Here is a 16621-nt window from a genome sequence, read left to right on the forward strand (position 1 = left end):
GGTACAGTAATCGCAACGGCGCGTGAGAACAGTCGTGTAAAATTCAGGTTAACTTTTGCTAAATGTTTCACCGAGGCGGCAAAGCCAGGCGGCGCGCAAAAATGTTATGCTCCGTCAGCGGTATTTCGACGCTGTCGCCTGCAACGTTCAGAGCAGTACAGTACCTTATCCCAGCATTTTGCCCACTTTTTACGCCAGGTCATGGGTTTATGGCACTGCCTGCAGTAGCGCACCGGTAGCGCCTGTTTATTTCCTTTAAAAGTGTGCATCGTCTGCCCCCTGTCATCAGGTGATAAGTATAGACAGGCCGGGTTGATTGACTTTACGCCAAATAGGATCAGAATACTGTTCCAGTTAAGGACTACGCGACACGGAGTTTACCATCGCCACTTTTCGCGACGTTTATCGCGCCCGTACGGGACGCCGAGCCGGCCTGTTCGCCGCCTCGGCTTTGTTATTAGCCAGCTGTTCGTCGGAACCGCCAAAATCGCTGGTCACGCCCTTTCCGACCGTCAGTAAACCGCCGGTAACCAGCCAACCGGTGCGGGAGAATGTGCCTGTACGCGGCGTCTGGCTGACGACGGTTTCCCGTCTCGACTGGCCACCGATCGCCTCGGTGAATATCCGCGATGAGGCGCTGCGCGTCAGTCAGCAAAAGCGTGCGCTGACCGATAAACTCGACAAGCTGAAAAGCCTGGGAATCAATACGGTGTTCTTTCAGGTCAAACCGGATGGCACCGCACTGTGGGCATCGAAGATCCTGCCCTGGTCAGACATGATGACAGGCGAAACAGGTCAGAACCCGGGCTTTGATCCGCTGCAGTTTATGCTGGATGAAGCCCATAAGCGCGGTATGCGCGTGCATGCCTGGTTTAATCCCTACCGCGTTTCCGTGAATACCAAACCCTCAACGGTCGCCGAGCTGAACCGCACCCTGTCACAGCAGCCTGCCAGCGTCTTTGTTCTGCATCGTGACTGGATTCGCACGTCGGGGGATCGTTACGTGCTCGATCCCGGCATTCCGGATGTGCGTGACTGGATAACCAGCATCGTGGCTGAAGTTGTAAAACACTACGATATCGATGGCGTGCAGTTTGATGATTACTTCTACGCCGAGTCGCCCGGCTCGCCCCTGAACGACAGTCAGACGTTTATTCGATACGGCCAGGGCTTTGCCTCGAAGGCAGACTGGCGCAGGCATAATACACAGTTATTGATCGAGCAGGTTTCTCACACGATCAAGCAGCTCAAGCCACAGGTGGAGTTTGGCGTCAGCCCGGCCGGCGTCTGGCGTAACCGTTCGCACGATGCTGCCGGCTCGGATACGCGCGGCGCGGCGGCCTACGATGAGTCCTATGCGGATACACGCCGCTGGGTACAGGACGGCTTACTGGATTATATTGCGCCCCAGATTTACTGGCCCTTCTCACGCAGCGCCGCCCGTTACGATGTGCTGGCGAACTGGTGGGCTAACGTTGTTAAGCCGACTAAAACGCGTCTGTATATCGGTATCGCCTTATACAAAGTCGGGGTGCCCGCCAAAAACGAGCCGGAATGGACGATTCAGGGCGGCGTACCGGAACTGAAACGTCAGCTTGACCTTAACGCCTCCCTGCCGCAGGTCAGCGGCACGATTTTGTTCCGGGAAGACTACCTGAATCAGCCACAAACGCAGCCAGCAGTGAATTACCTGCGCAGCCGCTGGGGGCAACAGCCGTGATAACCGTGGCGGTTGTCGAGGCAGCAACCCCGGCGTTACAGGTCCTGACGGCACGGCTGTCAGCGGAACTGTCTGCCCTTACTGGCGATGCGGGGACACAGCACTTCAGCGCGCCTGAGGCAGCGACCTGGGTACTGGCCCGTGACAGCCAGGGCAAGGCAATTGGCTGTGGGGCGCTGGTGCATGTCTCCCCTGAGACAGCCGAGCTGAAGCGTATGTTTTCCACCCGCGATATCCCCGGTACGGGCGCGGCCGTGCTGGCTGCGCTTGAGCAGATTGCCCGCGCGCGCGGCTATCGCGCGCTGCGGTGTTCAACGCGCCGGGTGAATACCCGCGCAGTGGCGTTTTATCATCGTTGCCATTTTCAGGAAACCGCCCCTTACGGCGCTTATGTCGATAAGCCCGCTTCTGTGTGTCTGATCAAAGCCCTCTGACGCAAATCATTAACAGATATTTTACTATTCAGCCCAAAATAGCACTTTTGTCAGCACCGCATTCGCTGCGTGGCGTAATATACGTCAATAAACGTAAAGTCCTCCCAAACGGAAATGCGCATGTCTCAATACTCAAGTGAAGTGAAAACCAGTCAGCCCGGACTGGCCGCCAACGTTGATGACAGTCAGAAAATTGTGATGTCGATACTGGGCGCAGTGGCCTTTTCCCACTGCTGTAATGACTTTATCCAGGCCATGCTGCCGTCCATTTATCCGCTGCTGAAAACCAACTTCGCGCTCAGCTACGCCCAGATTGGGTTGATCACGCTGATTTATCAGATGACCGCCTCGCTGCTGCAGCCGTGGATTGGCCTGTATACCGACAAACATCCCAAGCCCTGGCTGCTGCCGTCCGGTATGGTTGCGACACTCATCGGCATCGGGCTGCTGGCCATCGCGCCGCATTTCTCAGTGGTGTTGATGGCATCGGCGCTTATCGGCGTAGGTTCAGCCACGTTTCATCCGGAAGCGTCGCGTGTGGCACGGATGGCTTCGGGCGGGCAATTTGGGACGGCACAATCCACCTTCCAGGTCGGCGGCTATGTCGGTACCGCTTTTGCGCCGCTGGTCGCCGCGATGCTGATCATCCCGCACGGACAGCTGGCGGTGGGCTGGCTGATGCTGATCGCGCTGTTTGCGGTCATCATTCTGTCAGGTATCAGCCGCTGGACGGTGAAGCACGGTCATGCCCACATGAAAAAGCACAACCAGCGGTCACTGCGCGCCCTGTCGTCGCGCGATGTGAAGCTGGCGCTGTCCGTTGTGGGCGTGCTGTTACTGGCTAAATTCACCTATATTGCCTCGATCAGCAACTACTACATTTTTTATCTGGTCGAGCGCTTCCAGTTACCGGTGCCGGAAGCCCAGATTTACCTGTTTACCTTTCTGGCCGCGGTGGCGATTGGGACGCTGGTTGGCGGCCCGGTGGGCGATCGTATCGGACGTAAGGCGGTGGTCTGGATCTCTTTCCTGGGCGTCATTCCCTTCTCGCTCCTGATGCCGCACGCCAACCTGTTCTGGACCGCGGTGTTAACCGTTTGCATTGGTTTGGTTTTTTCATCGGCGTTTGCCGCGCTGGTCGTCTATGCCCAGGAGGTGCTGCCGGGCCGCACGGGCATGGTGGCCGGGATCATGTTTGGCACGATGTTTGGGATTGGCGGTATCGCCGCGGCCGCACTGGGGAAATTTGCGGACTGGTACGGTATTACCACGGTATACAACGCCTGTGGCTTTTTACCGCTGCTTGGCTTTGTGACCTTACTGATGCCTGACACGCGAAACAAAAAAGCGTAAAACGTCCAGGCAGCACCCGGCTGCCTGTTGCTTTTCTTACACGTACCCCATCATTTTCAGCATCGACTGCGCCTGCGTCATCGCTTCCGCCCGATGGGTGATGCCCAGTTTTTGATACAGGTTGCGGATATGGGTTTTGATGGTGGTGGCGGCCACATCCAGCTCGGCCGCGATCTGCTCGTTGCTGTAGCCGGAATAGATTAATCCCAGTACCTGCCATTCACGTTGCGTCAGTGGGCTGGTGCGGATCAGCTCCGGTACGTCCGGATGGTTCAGCAACCGGCTGACAAAGCCTTCATCAAAATGCGCAAACTTGTGGCGGTGATATTTGTTGATCTCGTTCAGGATGCGCCGCGCCCGATGGTGATCCAGCTCATCAAGTGTATTCAGCTGTAACAGCTGACGGAGCTGCTGCGCCATAGTTTCACCCTGCACAACGAAATGGCTGATAAAGCCGGTGCTGCGTGCCAGATTGAGCGCACTGAGTAAAGCCTGCTGGGCCTTTGCGCGCTGATCCGTTTCCCAGTAGATCTGATTCAGCAACAGCAAATTGCGGTTGAGATCGCTCATTAGCTGCAACGCCCGGGCGTTGTCATTCAGCTCGTCCAGAATCACCTCGGCCTGAGTGTACTGCCCCAGCAGAATCTGCGCCCGCGCCACGTTACGCCACTGGCCCTGTAAAAAATGGTTACTGGCACTGGCCGGTTTTGGCGTCTGACGCAGCCAGTCACGCGCGCTTTGCAAGTCGCCGGTCATTTGCCAGTACAGCACCCGCACTTTATCTGCATTGGCCAGCCAGTCATGATGCCAGCGGCCGTTGTTCAGCAGGTTCTCCAGGCGATTTAATAAGGTGCGCGCGTTATCAAGGTTGCCACGGGCGATGGCGCTCTGCACCAGTAAGCCCAGGCACTGGATCTGCTGCTGCGGCTGAAAACCCTGTAATACTTTCATGCCGTCGCGCGCGGCCTGCTCCGCCTCATCCAGCCGTCCCCAGGCCCATAACAGTTGGGCGCGGATGCGCAGCAGAAACTCATGCAACGGGAAGTGAGACAAATGCTGTGCCTTTACCAGCGCGAAGGCCCGCTCCTGGGTTTCATACGCGGTTTGCAGAAAGCCCTGGGCAAACAGAATCTCGCTTTGCTGAATCAGGCTCCACAGCACATAGTGCCAGGCATCTTCCCGGCGAGCCATATGCTCCGTCTGGCGCATCAGCGCCAGCGAGTTACTGAGTTCGCCTTTACAATGCAGAATCTCGCCGTGCACCGAGGTCGCGACAATCCGGCTGTAGTGGCGGCTTTCAGGCAGCGCGTCCAGCGCCAGCATCGCCAGATGCTCGGCCTCATCCGCATTACCGTCATTGATCGCCACCTGCGCCAGTAGCGCGTTAAACTCGCCGCGCAGGACCGCATCGATTTCGCAACGGCTCTCCTGCTCAAACCGGGCCAACAGGCTGTTCACCTCTGTGAAGCGGTGCTGGCTCTGCATCAGCCAGGCCTGCAATAACACCAGGTTGGGATGCGCCAGCAGCATACTCCAGGGCAGTGCTTTCAACGACGATTCCAGTAACGGCAGCTCGCTCTGGTTAAACAGAGACCAGGCGTGCTCAATGAGCACGTCCCGCAGCATCTCAGCATCGCCTGAGGCGCGAGCATGATGAATGGCTTCACCCGGAAAGCCCTGCGCCATCCAGCTGGTTGCCGCCGCACGATGCAGGGCGGGAAGCTCTGCAGCCAGCTCCCACTGGCAGTGCTGTTGCAGGAAGCTGCCAAATAACGGGTGATAGCTGAACCACTGACCGGAATCATCCATGCGTTGCAGAAACAGCCCCTGGCGCTCAATCTCCTCCAGCCAGTGTTGGCCGTTCTCCTCACCGGTGACTTCAGCGATCAGCGCCGCATTTAGCGAACGTAGCAGCGCGCTTTTTAACAGGAAATGGCGGGTGGGCAACGTCACGTTATCCAGCACTTCCTCGACCAGATAGTCGTTTAAGTGACTGGCATTAATACCCGACAGACGTCGGGCCGAATGCTGCGCCGCGCCTGCGCCCTGCCGGGCCGACAGGGCGATCAGCTGCAGAGCCGTTGCCCAGCCTGCGACGTCATCGCACAGGCGCCCGGTTTCGTCGGACGCCAGCGGTGCGGGCAACCGGGCAGCAAAAAACGCCTGCGCTTCCTGATGGGTAAAGGCCAGTTGCTGGCTGCTGAGTTCCAGCAGCTGTTCGCGCACGCGCAGATTGGCAATGCCTAACTGCGGCAGATTACGCGAGAGCACGACCAGCGTGACGTTTTCAGGTTGATGGCGTAGAAAGAAGCGCATGGCATCATGAATCGCCGGATTGGTGATGTGATGGTAATCATCAATGATCAGCCACAGCGGCTTATGCCATTCCTGCAAATCGTTAAAGAGTTGGGTAAAGAGTGCGTTAAGGTTGACGTACTGCCGCTTCTGCGCCAGCACTTCACTACGGCGGCAGCATCCCTGCGTGGCCTGCTGTAGGGCCGCTACCAGATAATCCGCAAAGCGCTCCGTCTGGTTGTCGCTTTCATCCAGGGAATACCAGCCCAGCTCGGCTTTATCGGCTGCCCAGTGGGAGATCAAGGTGGTTTTACCGTAGCCAGCGGGGCTGGTCACCAGCACCAGGCGATAGTTACCGGCGGCGGATAATTTTCGTATCAGTCGCTCGCGTTTCACCGTGGTTTCATGCCGGACAGGACGGCTGAGTTTTGAGGGAATTAACATAGACGCACGCTTCTCCATTTGCTTCGGCGCATCATTTTTTTACGCTTCGTAATTATTCTTCACACGTTCAGCTATCCCTCCTGATAAAGCAAGCAGACGCTTAAGTGAATCTTCACAAAAGCGAATCTAATCACACTTAAGTAAAACTTTCGGACTTCCCTCAGGCTCTCCACCCTGCGGCTCCGCCTGCGCGAAATTCTGCCGGGAGGAGGCGCGCGCCGGAACGCAAAAGCACACTGTGGGTTATTCCCTTTTCTCCTTAAAACAGGATTTCCGGCTATGACACAGCATCCCTTTGATCAATCGCTTTTTAACGCTGCGCTGGCGCGCCAGTGGCAACAGTTTGGCCTGCAAGAGGCACACGAGATGACGCCGCATCAGTGGTGGCACGCACTGAGTGGTGCGCTGGCTGAAATGCTGCGCGCGCTCCCTGCCCGGCCCGCTTCCGGCGATCAACGCCATGTCAATTATCTGTCGATGGAGTTTCTGACCGGACGACTGACCGGCAATAACCTCCTCAACCTGGGCTGGTATAACGCCGTCGCTGCCGCCTTATCGCAATGGGATGTGTCACTCAGTGACGTACTGGAAAACGAGCGCGATCCGGCGCTGGGTAATGGCGGCTTAGGGCGTCTGGCAGCCTGCTTTCTGGACGCGATGGCCACTGTCGGTCAGCCCGCTACCGGCTATGGCCTGAATTACCAGTACGGTCTGTTTCGTCAGCGTTTTGTCGACGGCGCGCAGGATGAACAACCCGACGACTGGCAGCGCGAGCGTTATCCCTGGTTTACGTACAATGCCCGGCGGGATGTTCAGGTGGGCTTAGGCGGCAGAGTCAGCAACGAAAACGGCACAATCCGCTGGCAGCCCGCGTTTTACCTCAAGGGCGAAGCCTGGGATCTGCCGGTGGTGGGCTTTGAAAATGGCGTGACGCAGCCGTTGCGGCTGTGGCAGGCCACGCATGCGCAGCCATTTGACCTGCAAACCTTCAACAACGGGGCGTTTATGCGGGCTGAAAAACAGGGCATGGATGCGGCGAAGCTGACGAAAGTCCTTTACCCTAACGACCATCATCAGGCCGGCAAAAAACTCCGCCTGATGCAGCAGTATTTTCAGTGCGCCTGTTCGCTGGCTGATATCCTTCGCCGCCACCTGCAGGCGGGCCGTTCGCTCGACAGCCTGGCCGATTACGAAGTGATTCAGCTAAACGACACGCATCCCACGCTGGCGATCCCCGAACTGATGCGGCTGCTGATCGATGAGCACCAATTCAGCTGGGACAGTGCCTGGGCCCTCACCCAGCGCACATTTGCCTATACCAACCATACTTTGTTGCCTGAAGCGCTGGAGTGCTGGGATACCGGCATCGTCCGCGCCCTGCTGCCGCGCCATATGCTGATCATCCACCGCCTCAATGCCCAGCTAAAGGCAGAAGTGGATGCACGCTGGCCGGGCGATGACGCGGTCTGGGCCCGACTGGCGATCGTACATCATAAGCAACTCCGCATGGCTAACCTGTGTGTAATGAGTTGCTTTGCCGTAAATGGCGTCGCCGCGCTGCACTCCCGACTCGTCAAAGATGAGCTGTTCCCGGAATACGTCGCACTATGGCCTGATAAGTTTCATAACGTCACTAACGGCATTACGCCACGCCGCTGGATCAACCAGTGCAATCCCCGCCTTGCCCGCCTGATAAGCCACACGCTGAAGCGGCCGTGGATCAACGATCTGGACGCGCTCGCCTCTCTGGAAAACTGGGTGGATGACGTCGGTTTTTGTGCCGACTATCAGCAGATCAAGCAGCAAAACAAGCAGGATTTGGCCGCGTGGATTGCTGAGCGGACCGACATTATCGTTAATCCCGCGGCGATGTTCGATGTGCAAATCAAGCGACTGCATGAATACAAACGGCAGCATCTGACGCTGCTGCATATCATCGCCCTCTGGCAGATGCTGTGTCGCGATCCGCAGGCGAACCTGTGTCCGCGCGTGGTGATCTTCGGGGCCAAAGCGGCACCCGGTTATGCGCTGGCCAAAAACATCATTTACGCCATTAATCAGGTTGCTGAGGTCATAAATCACGACCCGCGCGTGGCCGATCGCCTGAAAGTGGTGTTTATTCCGGACTATAACGTTTCTGTTGCTGAACGGCTGATCCCTGCCGCGGACCTGTCAGAGCAGATATCAACGGCGGGCAAAGAAGCGTCCGGCACCGGCAATATGAAGCTGGCCCTGAACGGCGCGCTTACGATAGGTACGCTCGATGGTGCCAACGTCGAAATTGCCGAACAGGTCGGTGAAGACAATATCTTTATCTTTGGCCACACCGTGGAGCAGGTGCAGGCGCTGAAGGCCGGGCATTACGATCCTGTTCAGTGGCGCACCAACGACGTCCAACTCGATCAGGCCTTACAGGCGCTGGAAAACGGCACCTTTAGCGCGGGCGATACGCACGCGTTTGACCTGCTGTTAAACAGTCTCGGTCCTGAGAACGGCGATCCCTGGCGGGTGCTGGCTGACTTCCGTCACTATCTGAATGCTCAGCAACGTGCCGAAGCCTTATGGGCCGATAAGCAGGCGTGGACGCGCGCAGCCATCCTGAATACCGCCCGCTGCGGAATGTTCAGCGCGGACCGTGCGATTCGCCATTACCAGCAGCGCATCTGGCAGCGTAAAGGATAATTACAATGACGCCTTTTCACCCCCCTCAGGAGACGGGCCGCATAGCAACGGAATATGTGGATGCGCATGGAACGGTGCAGACGGTTTCTGCCCTGACGCGTCAGCGTTTGCTGACGGCGATGGCGCGCGAGTCGGCCCCATCCACACCATTGCCCCCCGTATGGGTTATCCCACAGGGTAAACCGATAGTGTTAACGCCTGTGCTGACCGGTCCCACGCGCTGGCAGTTAACGAGCGAATACGGGCAGCACTGGTCGGGGCAATGTGAGCCGGATAAACCGTTGTGCTTACCGGAACTGCCTGATGGCTACCATCAATTGTGCCTGACACAAGGCGCGCAACGGGTTAACTGCCAGATAATTGTGACACCGTCACGTTGCTATGCGCCGAAGGCGTTGCTTAAAGGGCGCAGGCGCTGGGGAACCTGTGTGCAGCTCTATTCGTTGCGCTCAGCGGGCAACTGGGGCATGGGCGATTTTGCCGATCTGCGGCAACTGGTGAACGAGACCGGTCAGCGAGGCGGCGCCTTTATCGGTCTGAATCCGTTACATGCGCTGTTCCCCGCGCTGCCCGATCAGGCCAGTCCTTACAGTCCCTCTTCCCGGCGCTGGCTGAATGTGTTGTATATCAGCGTGCCCGATGTGGCTGATTTTACGCTGAGCGCCGCCGCACAGGCCTGGTGGCTCGCGGCAGAAACGCAGGACGTTCTCAAGCGCGCCCGCGCGGCACAATGGGTGGATTATCCCGCTGTCGCGTCGCTCAAGCTCACCGCACTGCGGTTTGCGTGGGCGCAGTTTTTGCAGCGTGATAAAGAGGACAGTGAGGTCGTCGCATTCGAGGCGTTTATCGTTCAGGGTGGTGAAAGCCTGCTGCATCAGGGCATTTTCGATGCCTTACAGGCCTGGTTTGTGGGTCAGGATCCAACCTGTCACGGCTGGGATACCTGGCCCGCTGCGTATCAACAGCCGGACAGCGCCGCCGTGCACGCCTTTCGCATCGAACACGGCGATGAGATCCGTTTTTATCAGTGGTTACAATGGCTTGCCGCCCGACAGTTTGCGGCGTGCTGGCAGGACAGCCAGCGGCTACAGATGACGCTGGGGCTTTATCGCGATCTCGCCGTCGGCGTGGCCGCGAATGGGGCTGAAACCTGGAGCCAGCGTGCCTTGTATTGCCTGGCGGCCAGCGTGGGCGCGCCGCCGGATATTCTCGGACCGCTTGGCCAGAACTGGGGATTACCGCCGCTGCATCCCGGGGAATTGTATGACCGGGCATACGAACCCTGGATAACCCTGCTGCGTGCGAATATGCGTGACTGTGGCGCACTGCGTATTGACCATGTGATGGCGTTACTGCGTCTGTGGTGGATTCCGGCGGGTGAAACGGCAGCGGAAGGTGCCTATGTAACTTATCCTGTCGACGATTTGCTGGCCATTCTGGCGCTGGAAAGCCAGCGTCACCGCTGCATGGTGATCGGAGAAGATCTGGGTACAGTACCGGACACCATCGTGGCGAAACTGCGTGATGCCGGCGTTTACTCCTACAAAGTGCTCTACTTTGAACGAACCGCTGAACGCGCCTTTCGTCCGCCTGCCGCATGGCCTGCGCAGGCCATGGCGGTAGCCACCACCCATGATATGCCAACGCTGCGCGGCTGGTGGCAACACGACGATCTGACGCTCGGCAGCCAGTTGGGGCTCTATCCTGACAACGCGGTGCTGGCCGGGCTCCATCGCCAGCGCAGGACAGCCCGCGCGGCGCTGTTGCAGAGCCTGCAGCGCCAGGGTTATCTGAAGAACGGCGCACTGGTGCAGGCCAACAGCCCGCGCATGAGTCTGGTGTTGAATACCGCGCTTCATTACTATCTGGCTGACTGCAACAGCGCCCTGCTGGGCTTGCAGCCCGAAGACTGGCTGGATATGGCTTCTCCGGTCAATGTACCCGGCACGGTGGAGACCTATCCGAACTGGCGACGTAAGCTCAGCCTGCCGCTGGAGGCGATGTTTGCCGATGCGCGGATTAACGGGCTGCTGGCGACCATGACGCAGAAGCGCGGATAAGAAAATAATGCGGTCCATATCAACCAAAATACAATGCCGATATGGACTGTTAAATGAATTTGGGTGTTGGCTACGCTTCGTATATGTCATTTCTGTAGCCGGGTTCAATTTACCTTTGGACCGAAACTTGCACACTGGCAAAGATATTAATCAGATTTATTAATATATTGAGAGGGTGCGATGATCGGTTGCTGTGCGTGTTGCGGTCTTGCTTTAAACAGGGGGGCTTCCCAAAGTCAAAAACAACGTTGAATATAAAAGTTGCCCGAAATGCTCTGTGACACACGGAAGGCAGCATATTTACTTTCAGACGCCTAATCACTTTGGAACCACACCCGCGCGTGAAACGATAAATAATCCTCAAGGTCTTCAAAGTTATTGTGAAAGTTGCAGGCCCGCCTCAGAAAAAGACAACCCATCGAGAGTATTTCAGCATGGCTTAACATGTCATCATTTCGAATAGTCGTTCAATTTTCCGGCCGACATTCGTATTTACTTCTCTGACTGACAAAAAAAGGTGCGCCTCAGCGCACCAGGTGGAGCAAATCAGCACTGCGGAGTGATTACTCCTTGCCTTTAACACTGCTGATAAATGTTTTTCGTGCGGAAGGTGAACCGAGCCGCTCTGCTTCGTCGAGCAGTTTAAGCGCTTTATCAATATTGCCCTGAGCCACTGCCTGCCTGATGCTCTGGTTAAAGTAGCTTTCGGTATCGGTGACAAGGGGCTGTGATTTTGTGTCAGGCGCAGCAGTGGGTTGCGCGGCCTGCACGGCAGGTTGTGTTTGTCCGACCGTCACGGGCGTTGAACGGGAAGCGCCAAACAGCGGCCCGACCAGTATCGAGGAGGCGGAACTGGTGCTGACGTTGATTTTTAGCCTGCCCGAGAGGCTATGGCGGGCAACGGGATCGGGAATATCCGGCACCGCGTGGCCGGTTCCCCTGGCATAGGCTTTTGCCGGATCCAACAGCGTAGTGGTTTGTGTCAGATCCTTTTCTGTGGTGAACACTAACAGATAGATTTTCTGCTGCCCCGGCACGGGCGTCAGTTTCATTACGCCTTCAAGCCGGTCAGCGGCCATTACGCCGGGTTGCTGATAGGTAAACCAGCGGCTCGGAAACCAGGCGGCCGGACGGAAATGTTCATCCAGGACAAGCACATTGGGGGCAAATACCTGGTTATTCTGCACCTCGCTGCTCAGGGTAATGGTCAGCTCTCCCAGCGTCGCAGGCAGGCTGTAAGCCGCGACCGGGCCCGTCATCCCCGGGACATTCCATCGTGAATGGCTGCCATCAAGCACTGTCACCTGAGCGCGTGAAGTATCCAGCGGCTGCCAGGTCAGGCTTTGCAGACTGGTTTGTGAAAAGTGTGGTGCGGCAGAGACATCCTGCGGCATCAGATTGATTTCGGCGCGGACAGTGGCGCTGTGCCCTGCCAGCAGCATTGCGCTCAGGCTCAGCGCTAATCCGACTTTATGCATTTTCATTGTGAACCTCGCAGAACCGGCAGCGGCACCGCCAGGCAATAGCAGCCGCTACCAGAAAAAAAGAATGCGGTGAGAGAACGTTAACCGGGGATCGCCTTACCACCAGATTTCCATCTGGGCGCCAAAGGTCCACTCGTCATTGTTGCCACGACTGTTGGTGAACAGGCCGTTGCCACTGCTGTCACGTGCGGCCAGCGTAGTGAGATCGCCCGCCGCATCTTTGCTGTAGCCCCACTTCTCGTCCCATTTGGCATAGGTCGCAAACAGACGCAGCGCCGGGCGCGACCAGATGCTGTCACCTGCCTGCCATTGCTGGGCAAGCGTGATTTTGTACTGGCCATTGCGCTCGCCGACCTCCTGAGACTTCACGTTGTCATAGCCGACTTCCAGCAGGGTGCTCATGATCGGTGTCCATTTGTACATTGGCCGCACGCCCACGGTGTACCACTCGTTGCCCCGGTTGTTATCGAGGTCGGTGTTCTGGTACATCGCGACGTACATCATGTCCCAGCGCTCTGCCAGCGAGATCGCGCCGTGATCCAGGATCCGGTACAGCCGGCCGTTGTTATTGATATTGCTGCCCTGCGCTAACCCTTTGCCCTGTGACGTCAGCGCGTCCGTGGCGTACTGGAGCACAAACTTGTTGTAGCCCTTCAGCATGCTCTGGGTATGTTCTGCGGTGAACAGCCAGCCATCTTTTGAGGCGCCCTCGTCCAGGCGATAACCGTCACGGGCATTGGCACGACCATAGTCCACGCCCAGCTCAAGCACGCCATTGGGGTTGGTTTCCAGCCCGGCCAGCCGCACGTCAAAGACATCGTCAGCTGTGCTGGTGGCGTAATTGCGGATTCGATCGCTGGAGAAGGTATACGAACCGCCCGCTTCTGAGGAACGGGTTGCCGCAAAAGAAAGCTTTCCAAATCCCAGATCGACATCTTCCAGGCCCGCCCCCGGTCCCGAAATATCCCAGTAGTAGAAGTCGATCATGTGTACATCGTGGCGTTGATAAAAACGCTTACCGGCCCAGATCGTAGAACCCGGCAGCGCATCAATCAGGTTCTTGCCTTTGACATTGGCCTCACGAAACGCCGGTGAGGTGGATTCCCAGTCATTTTGCTGAGAAACCGAGTACGCCACGTTGGTGTCAAAATAGAAGCTCTTATCGCCCTCTTTCCACACTTCCTGACCCAGCTTCAGTTCCGCGTAGGTTTCGCATTCGTTGCCGAGGCGGTATTTACTTTGTGCACCGGTTGCCTGAAAGCATTGCTGCTCGCCGCCGCTACCGGTCCAGCCGATGCCGGAGCGCGCATAACCGGAAAAATCCACCGCCATAAGCGGCGCAGACAGCGTGCCTGTCGCCACGGCCACGGCGAGGGAAAGCTTGCGCAGAGTTAACATTTTCGATCTCCTGAGGTTATTGCTTTTTGTATTTGGCGGGCTCAACACCGGGTTCCTGATGCAGCCTGCGGCACGCGCTTCCGTCCTCGCGGAACAGGTGACAACGCTCGGGCGGCAAGCCAATACCCATCGTGGTGCCCTCTTTTACCAACACCACGTCCTCCTGGCGGTACACCAGGTTTTGACGGATGGCGGGGATTTGGATGTGGATCTGCGTTTCATGTCCCAGTTGCTCGACAACCTGGACTTCACCTTCCAGCGTAACGTCGGCGATCTCGCTGGAGAGAAGGTGTTCGGGACGGATGCCCAGAGACATGTTGCTGCCGACCTGCACACCGGTGCTGTCGACCGGCAGCCATACAAATTGGTTATTGGGCAGGCGCACCTGCACCTGCTCAATGGCGGTCGCCGTGACCTTGACGGGCAGAAAGTTCATTTTGGGCGAGCCGATAAACCCTGCGACAAAGCGGTTGGCCGGATAGTGATACAGCTCCAGCGGTCGGCCAACCTGTGCGACGCGTCCGGCGTCCAGCACGACGATCTTGTCGGCCAGCGTCATCGCTTCGATTTGATCGTGGGTGACATAAATCATCGTGCGTCCGAGGCGCTTATGCAGACGGGCGATCTCAATGCGCATCTGCACCCGCAGCGCGGCATCCAGATTAGAGAGCGGTTCATCCAGCAAAAAGACGCGCGGCTCTGCCACCAGAGTGCGGCCAATGGCCACACGTTGACGTTGCCCGCCGGAGAGCGCTTTGGGGCGGCGGTCAAGCAGATGTGCCAGTTGCAGCACTTCGGCGACCTGCGTCACGCGCTGTTCAATGTCCGCTTTCTTCACGCCCGCAAGCTTCAGGCCGAAAGACATGTTTTCAGCGACAGAGAGATGGGGATAAAGCGCATAGGACTGAAACACCATCCCGATCCCGCGTTCAGCGGGTGGGACATCATTCATTCGCCGATCGCCGATCAACAATTCTCCACTGGTGATGGTTTCCAGCCCGGCGATCATGCGTAACAATGTGGATTTGCCGCACCCCGACGGCCCGACAAAGACCACGAACTCCCCTTCAGCCATCTCCAGGTTAATGTTCTTCGACACCACTGTGTCGCCCCAGGCTTTGGTGACATTGCGTAATACGACGCTTGCCATAGTGCTTTCCTCTCACTCACAAATGCGGCCTGCACGGCAGCGGAAAATTCTGGCGTTTACTATGCGCAGAGCCTTACCCCGTCACATCCTCCGCAAACGCGCTTTTGCTGGGGGAGGAGCCGGGAGGAGGAGAACATGGCGACCTTGACGAACTGCGTGCCGCCGCGCCGTTTTTTGTGATGGATAACGCAGTCTGGTGGGAGCCATTGTGTGAGCTGTACCGTGATAACGCGCTTATTTTGCTACGGCGATCACGGCCCGGCTGGCGCAGGCGTAGACCGCAGGAGGATGAGAAGCCCGACAGAACACCCACAATGTGGCGCAGGTAACAGATGTGTTTCCGCTAACAGGATGGAGTGTTAAAGATGAAAACCGGCGCAAAGATTTTGACTCTGTCAGCCCTTGCGGCTGTGCTGTACTCGGCCTCAGCCATGGCAAAAATTGAAGAAGGCAAACTGGTCATCTGGATCAACGGTGACAAAGGCTATAACGGCCTGGCCGAGGTGGGGAAAAAGTTTGAGCAGGAAACCGGTATTCACGTCACCGTCGAACATCCGGATAAGATGGAAGAAAAATTCCCCCAGGTTGCCGCAACGGGTGATGGCCCGGATATTATTTTCTGGGCGCACGATCGCTTTGGCGGCTATGCCCAGTCGGGTTTATTAGCCGAAGTCACGCCGGACGCGACCTTTCAGCAAACGATCTTCCCCTTCACCTGGGATGCGGTTCGCTACAATGGCAAATTGATCGGCTATCCGGTCTCGGTGGAATCACTGTCGCTGATTTATAACAAAGATCTGTTGCCAACGCCGCCGAAAACATGGGAAGAGATGGCCGCGCTGGATAAGCAACTGCACGCAAAAGGCAAAAGCGCCATCATGTTTAATCTGCAGGAACCCTATTTCACCTGGCCTCTGCTGGCCGCCGGTGGCGCTTATGCCTATCAAGGAAACGCGGGCCATTACGATGTCAACAACACGGGCGTCGACAGTGCCGGGGCAAAAGCCGGTTTGCAGTTTCTGGTCGATCAGGTCAAGGCAAAGGTCCTGAATGCGGATACCGACTATTCCATTGCTGAAGCCGCCTTTAATAAAGGCCAGACGGCCATGACGATTAACGGCCCCTGGGCCTGGAGCAATATTGATAAAAGCGGTATTCACTACGGCGTTGCGGCATTGCCAACGTTAAACGGTAAACCGTCTAAACCTTTCGTTGGCGTGCTGAGCGCCGGCATCAATGCGGCCAGCCCCAATAAAGAGCTGGCAAAAGAATTTCTGGAAAACTACCTGCTGACGGATGCGGGTCTGGAAACCGTCAACAAAGACAAACCCCTGGGCGCGGTGGCGCTGAAGTCTTTCCAGCAAAAACTGGAAAAAGACACCCGTATCGCCGCTACCATGAACAATGCGCAAAACGGCGAGATTATGCCCAATATTCCGCAGATGGCGGCCTTCTGGTACGCCATGCGCACCGCCACGCTTAACGCCCTCAGCGGTCGGCAAACCGTCGATGCCGCGCTGAAGGATGCGCAGTCACGTCTGAATAAATAAACCTTATAAAGCGGGCCGGTAAAACGGGTCCGCCTCTTGCCGTTGAGGAAA

General features: G+C 57.2%; 11 protein-coding genes. 6 read left to right on the forward strand and 5 right to left on the reverse strand.

The annotated features are described in order from the left end of the window. Window positions 1–104: 104 nt before the first annotated feature. Window positions 105–269 (reverse strand): DUF2256 domain-containing protein, encoded by a 165-nt coding sequence (locus tag C7433_RS01750; RefSeq protein WP_110267493.1) that lies wholly within the window; start codon window positions 267–269, stop codon window positions 105–107. A 113-nt stretch (window positions 270–382) separates the two neighbouring features. Here C7433_RS01750 and C7433_RS01755 point away from each other — a divergent pair, with 113 nt between their 5' ends. The 3 genes from C7433_RS01755 to C7433_RS01765 all read left to right on the forward strand — a co-directional run bounded on the left by C7433_RS01755 (window position 383) and on the right by C7433_RS01765 (window position 3507). Then, window positions 383–1720, forward strand: coding sequence for a glycoside hydrolase family 10 protein (locus C7433_RS01755; RefSeq protein ID WP_110267494.1), 1338 nt, complete (start codon window positions 383–385; stop codon window positions 1718–1720). Then, a complete protein-coding gene (locus C7433_RS01760; RefSeq protein WP_033741672.1) occupies window positions 1717–2154 on the forward strand; it encodes a GNAT family N-acetyltransferase in 438 nt (145 codons plus the stop codon). The genes C7433_RS01755 and C7433_RS01760 overlap by 4 nt, the downstream gene beginning before the upstream one ends. Before the next feature lie 120 nt (window positions 2155–2274). Next, entirely contained in the window at window positions 2275–3507 is a 1233-nt protein-coding gene (locus C7433_RS01765; RefSeq protein ID WP_058701896.1) for an MFS transporter, read from the forward strand. 36 nt (window positions 3508–3543) lie between these two features. Here the strand turns inward: C7433_RS01765 and malT are convergent, their stop codons facing one another. Then, a complete protein-coding gene (malT, locus tag C7433_RS01770; protein ID WP_110267495.1) occupies window positions 3544–6246 on the reverse strand; it encodes an HTH-type transcriptional regulator MalT in 2703 nt (900 codons plus the stop codon). Window positions 6247–6525: 279 nt separating this feature from the next. Between malT and malP the strand changes: the two genes are divergently transcribed. Next, entirely contained in the window at window positions 6526–8928 is a 2403-nt protein-coding gene (gene malP, locus C7433_RS01775) for a maltodextrin phosphorylase (protein ID WP_110267496.1), read from the forward strand. A 5-nt stretch (window positions 8929–8933) separates the two neighbouring features. Beyond that, on the forward strand, window positions 8934–10988 hold the full coding sequence (gene malQ, locus C7433_RS01780; RefSeq protein WP_110267497.1) for a 4-alpha-glucanotransferase: 2055 nt from the start codon (window positions 8934–8936) through the stop codon (window positions 10986–10988). Between the two features lie 563 nt (window positions 10989–11551). On the opposite strand, the gene malM is transcribed toward malQ, so the two are convergent. The 3 genes from malM to malK all read right to left on the reverse strand — a co-directional run bounded on the left by malM (window position 11552) and on the right by malK (window position 15020). After that, window positions 11552–12472, reverse strand: coding sequence for a maltose operon protein MalM (malM, locus tag C7433_RS01785; RefSeq protein WP_110267498.1), 921 nt, complete (start codon window positions 12470–12472; stop codon window positions 11552–11554). A gap of 96 nt (window positions 12473–12568) precedes the next feature. After that, window positions 12569–13870 carry a maltoporin gene (locus C7433_RS01790; protein WP_039340341.1) on the reverse strand — a complete coding sequence of 434 codons (1302 nt, stop codon included), beginning with the start codon at window positions 13868–13870 and terminating at the stop codon, window positions 12569–12571. A gap of 16 nt (window positions 13871–13886) precedes the next feature. Then, complete coding sequence (gene malK / locus C7433_RS01795; RefSeq protein ID WP_039340343.1) at window positions 13887–15020, reverse strand: maltose/maltodextrin ABC transporter ATP-binding protein MalK; 1134 nt, start codon at window positions 15018–15020, stop codon at window positions 13887–13889. A gap of 365 nt (window positions 15021–15385) precedes the next feature. On the opposite strand from malK, the gene malE reads away from it, so the two are divergent. Beyond that, the gene (gene malE / locus C7433_RS01800; RefSeq protein ID WP_110267499.1) at window positions 15386–16570 is read left to right on the forward strand and encodes a maltose/maltodextrin ABC transporter substrate-binding protein MalE; all 1185 of its coding nucleotides are present in this window, start codon (window positions 15386–15388) and stop codon (window positions 16568–16570) included. Window positions 16571–16621 lie beyond the last annotated feature (51 nt).

The sequence above is a fragment of the Pantoea sp. PNA 03-3 genome (assembly GCF_003201175.1).
Taxonomy (GTDB): domain Bacteria; phylum Pseudomonadota; class Gammaproteobacteria; order Enterobacterales; family Enterobacteriaceae; genus Pantoea; species Pantoea stewartii.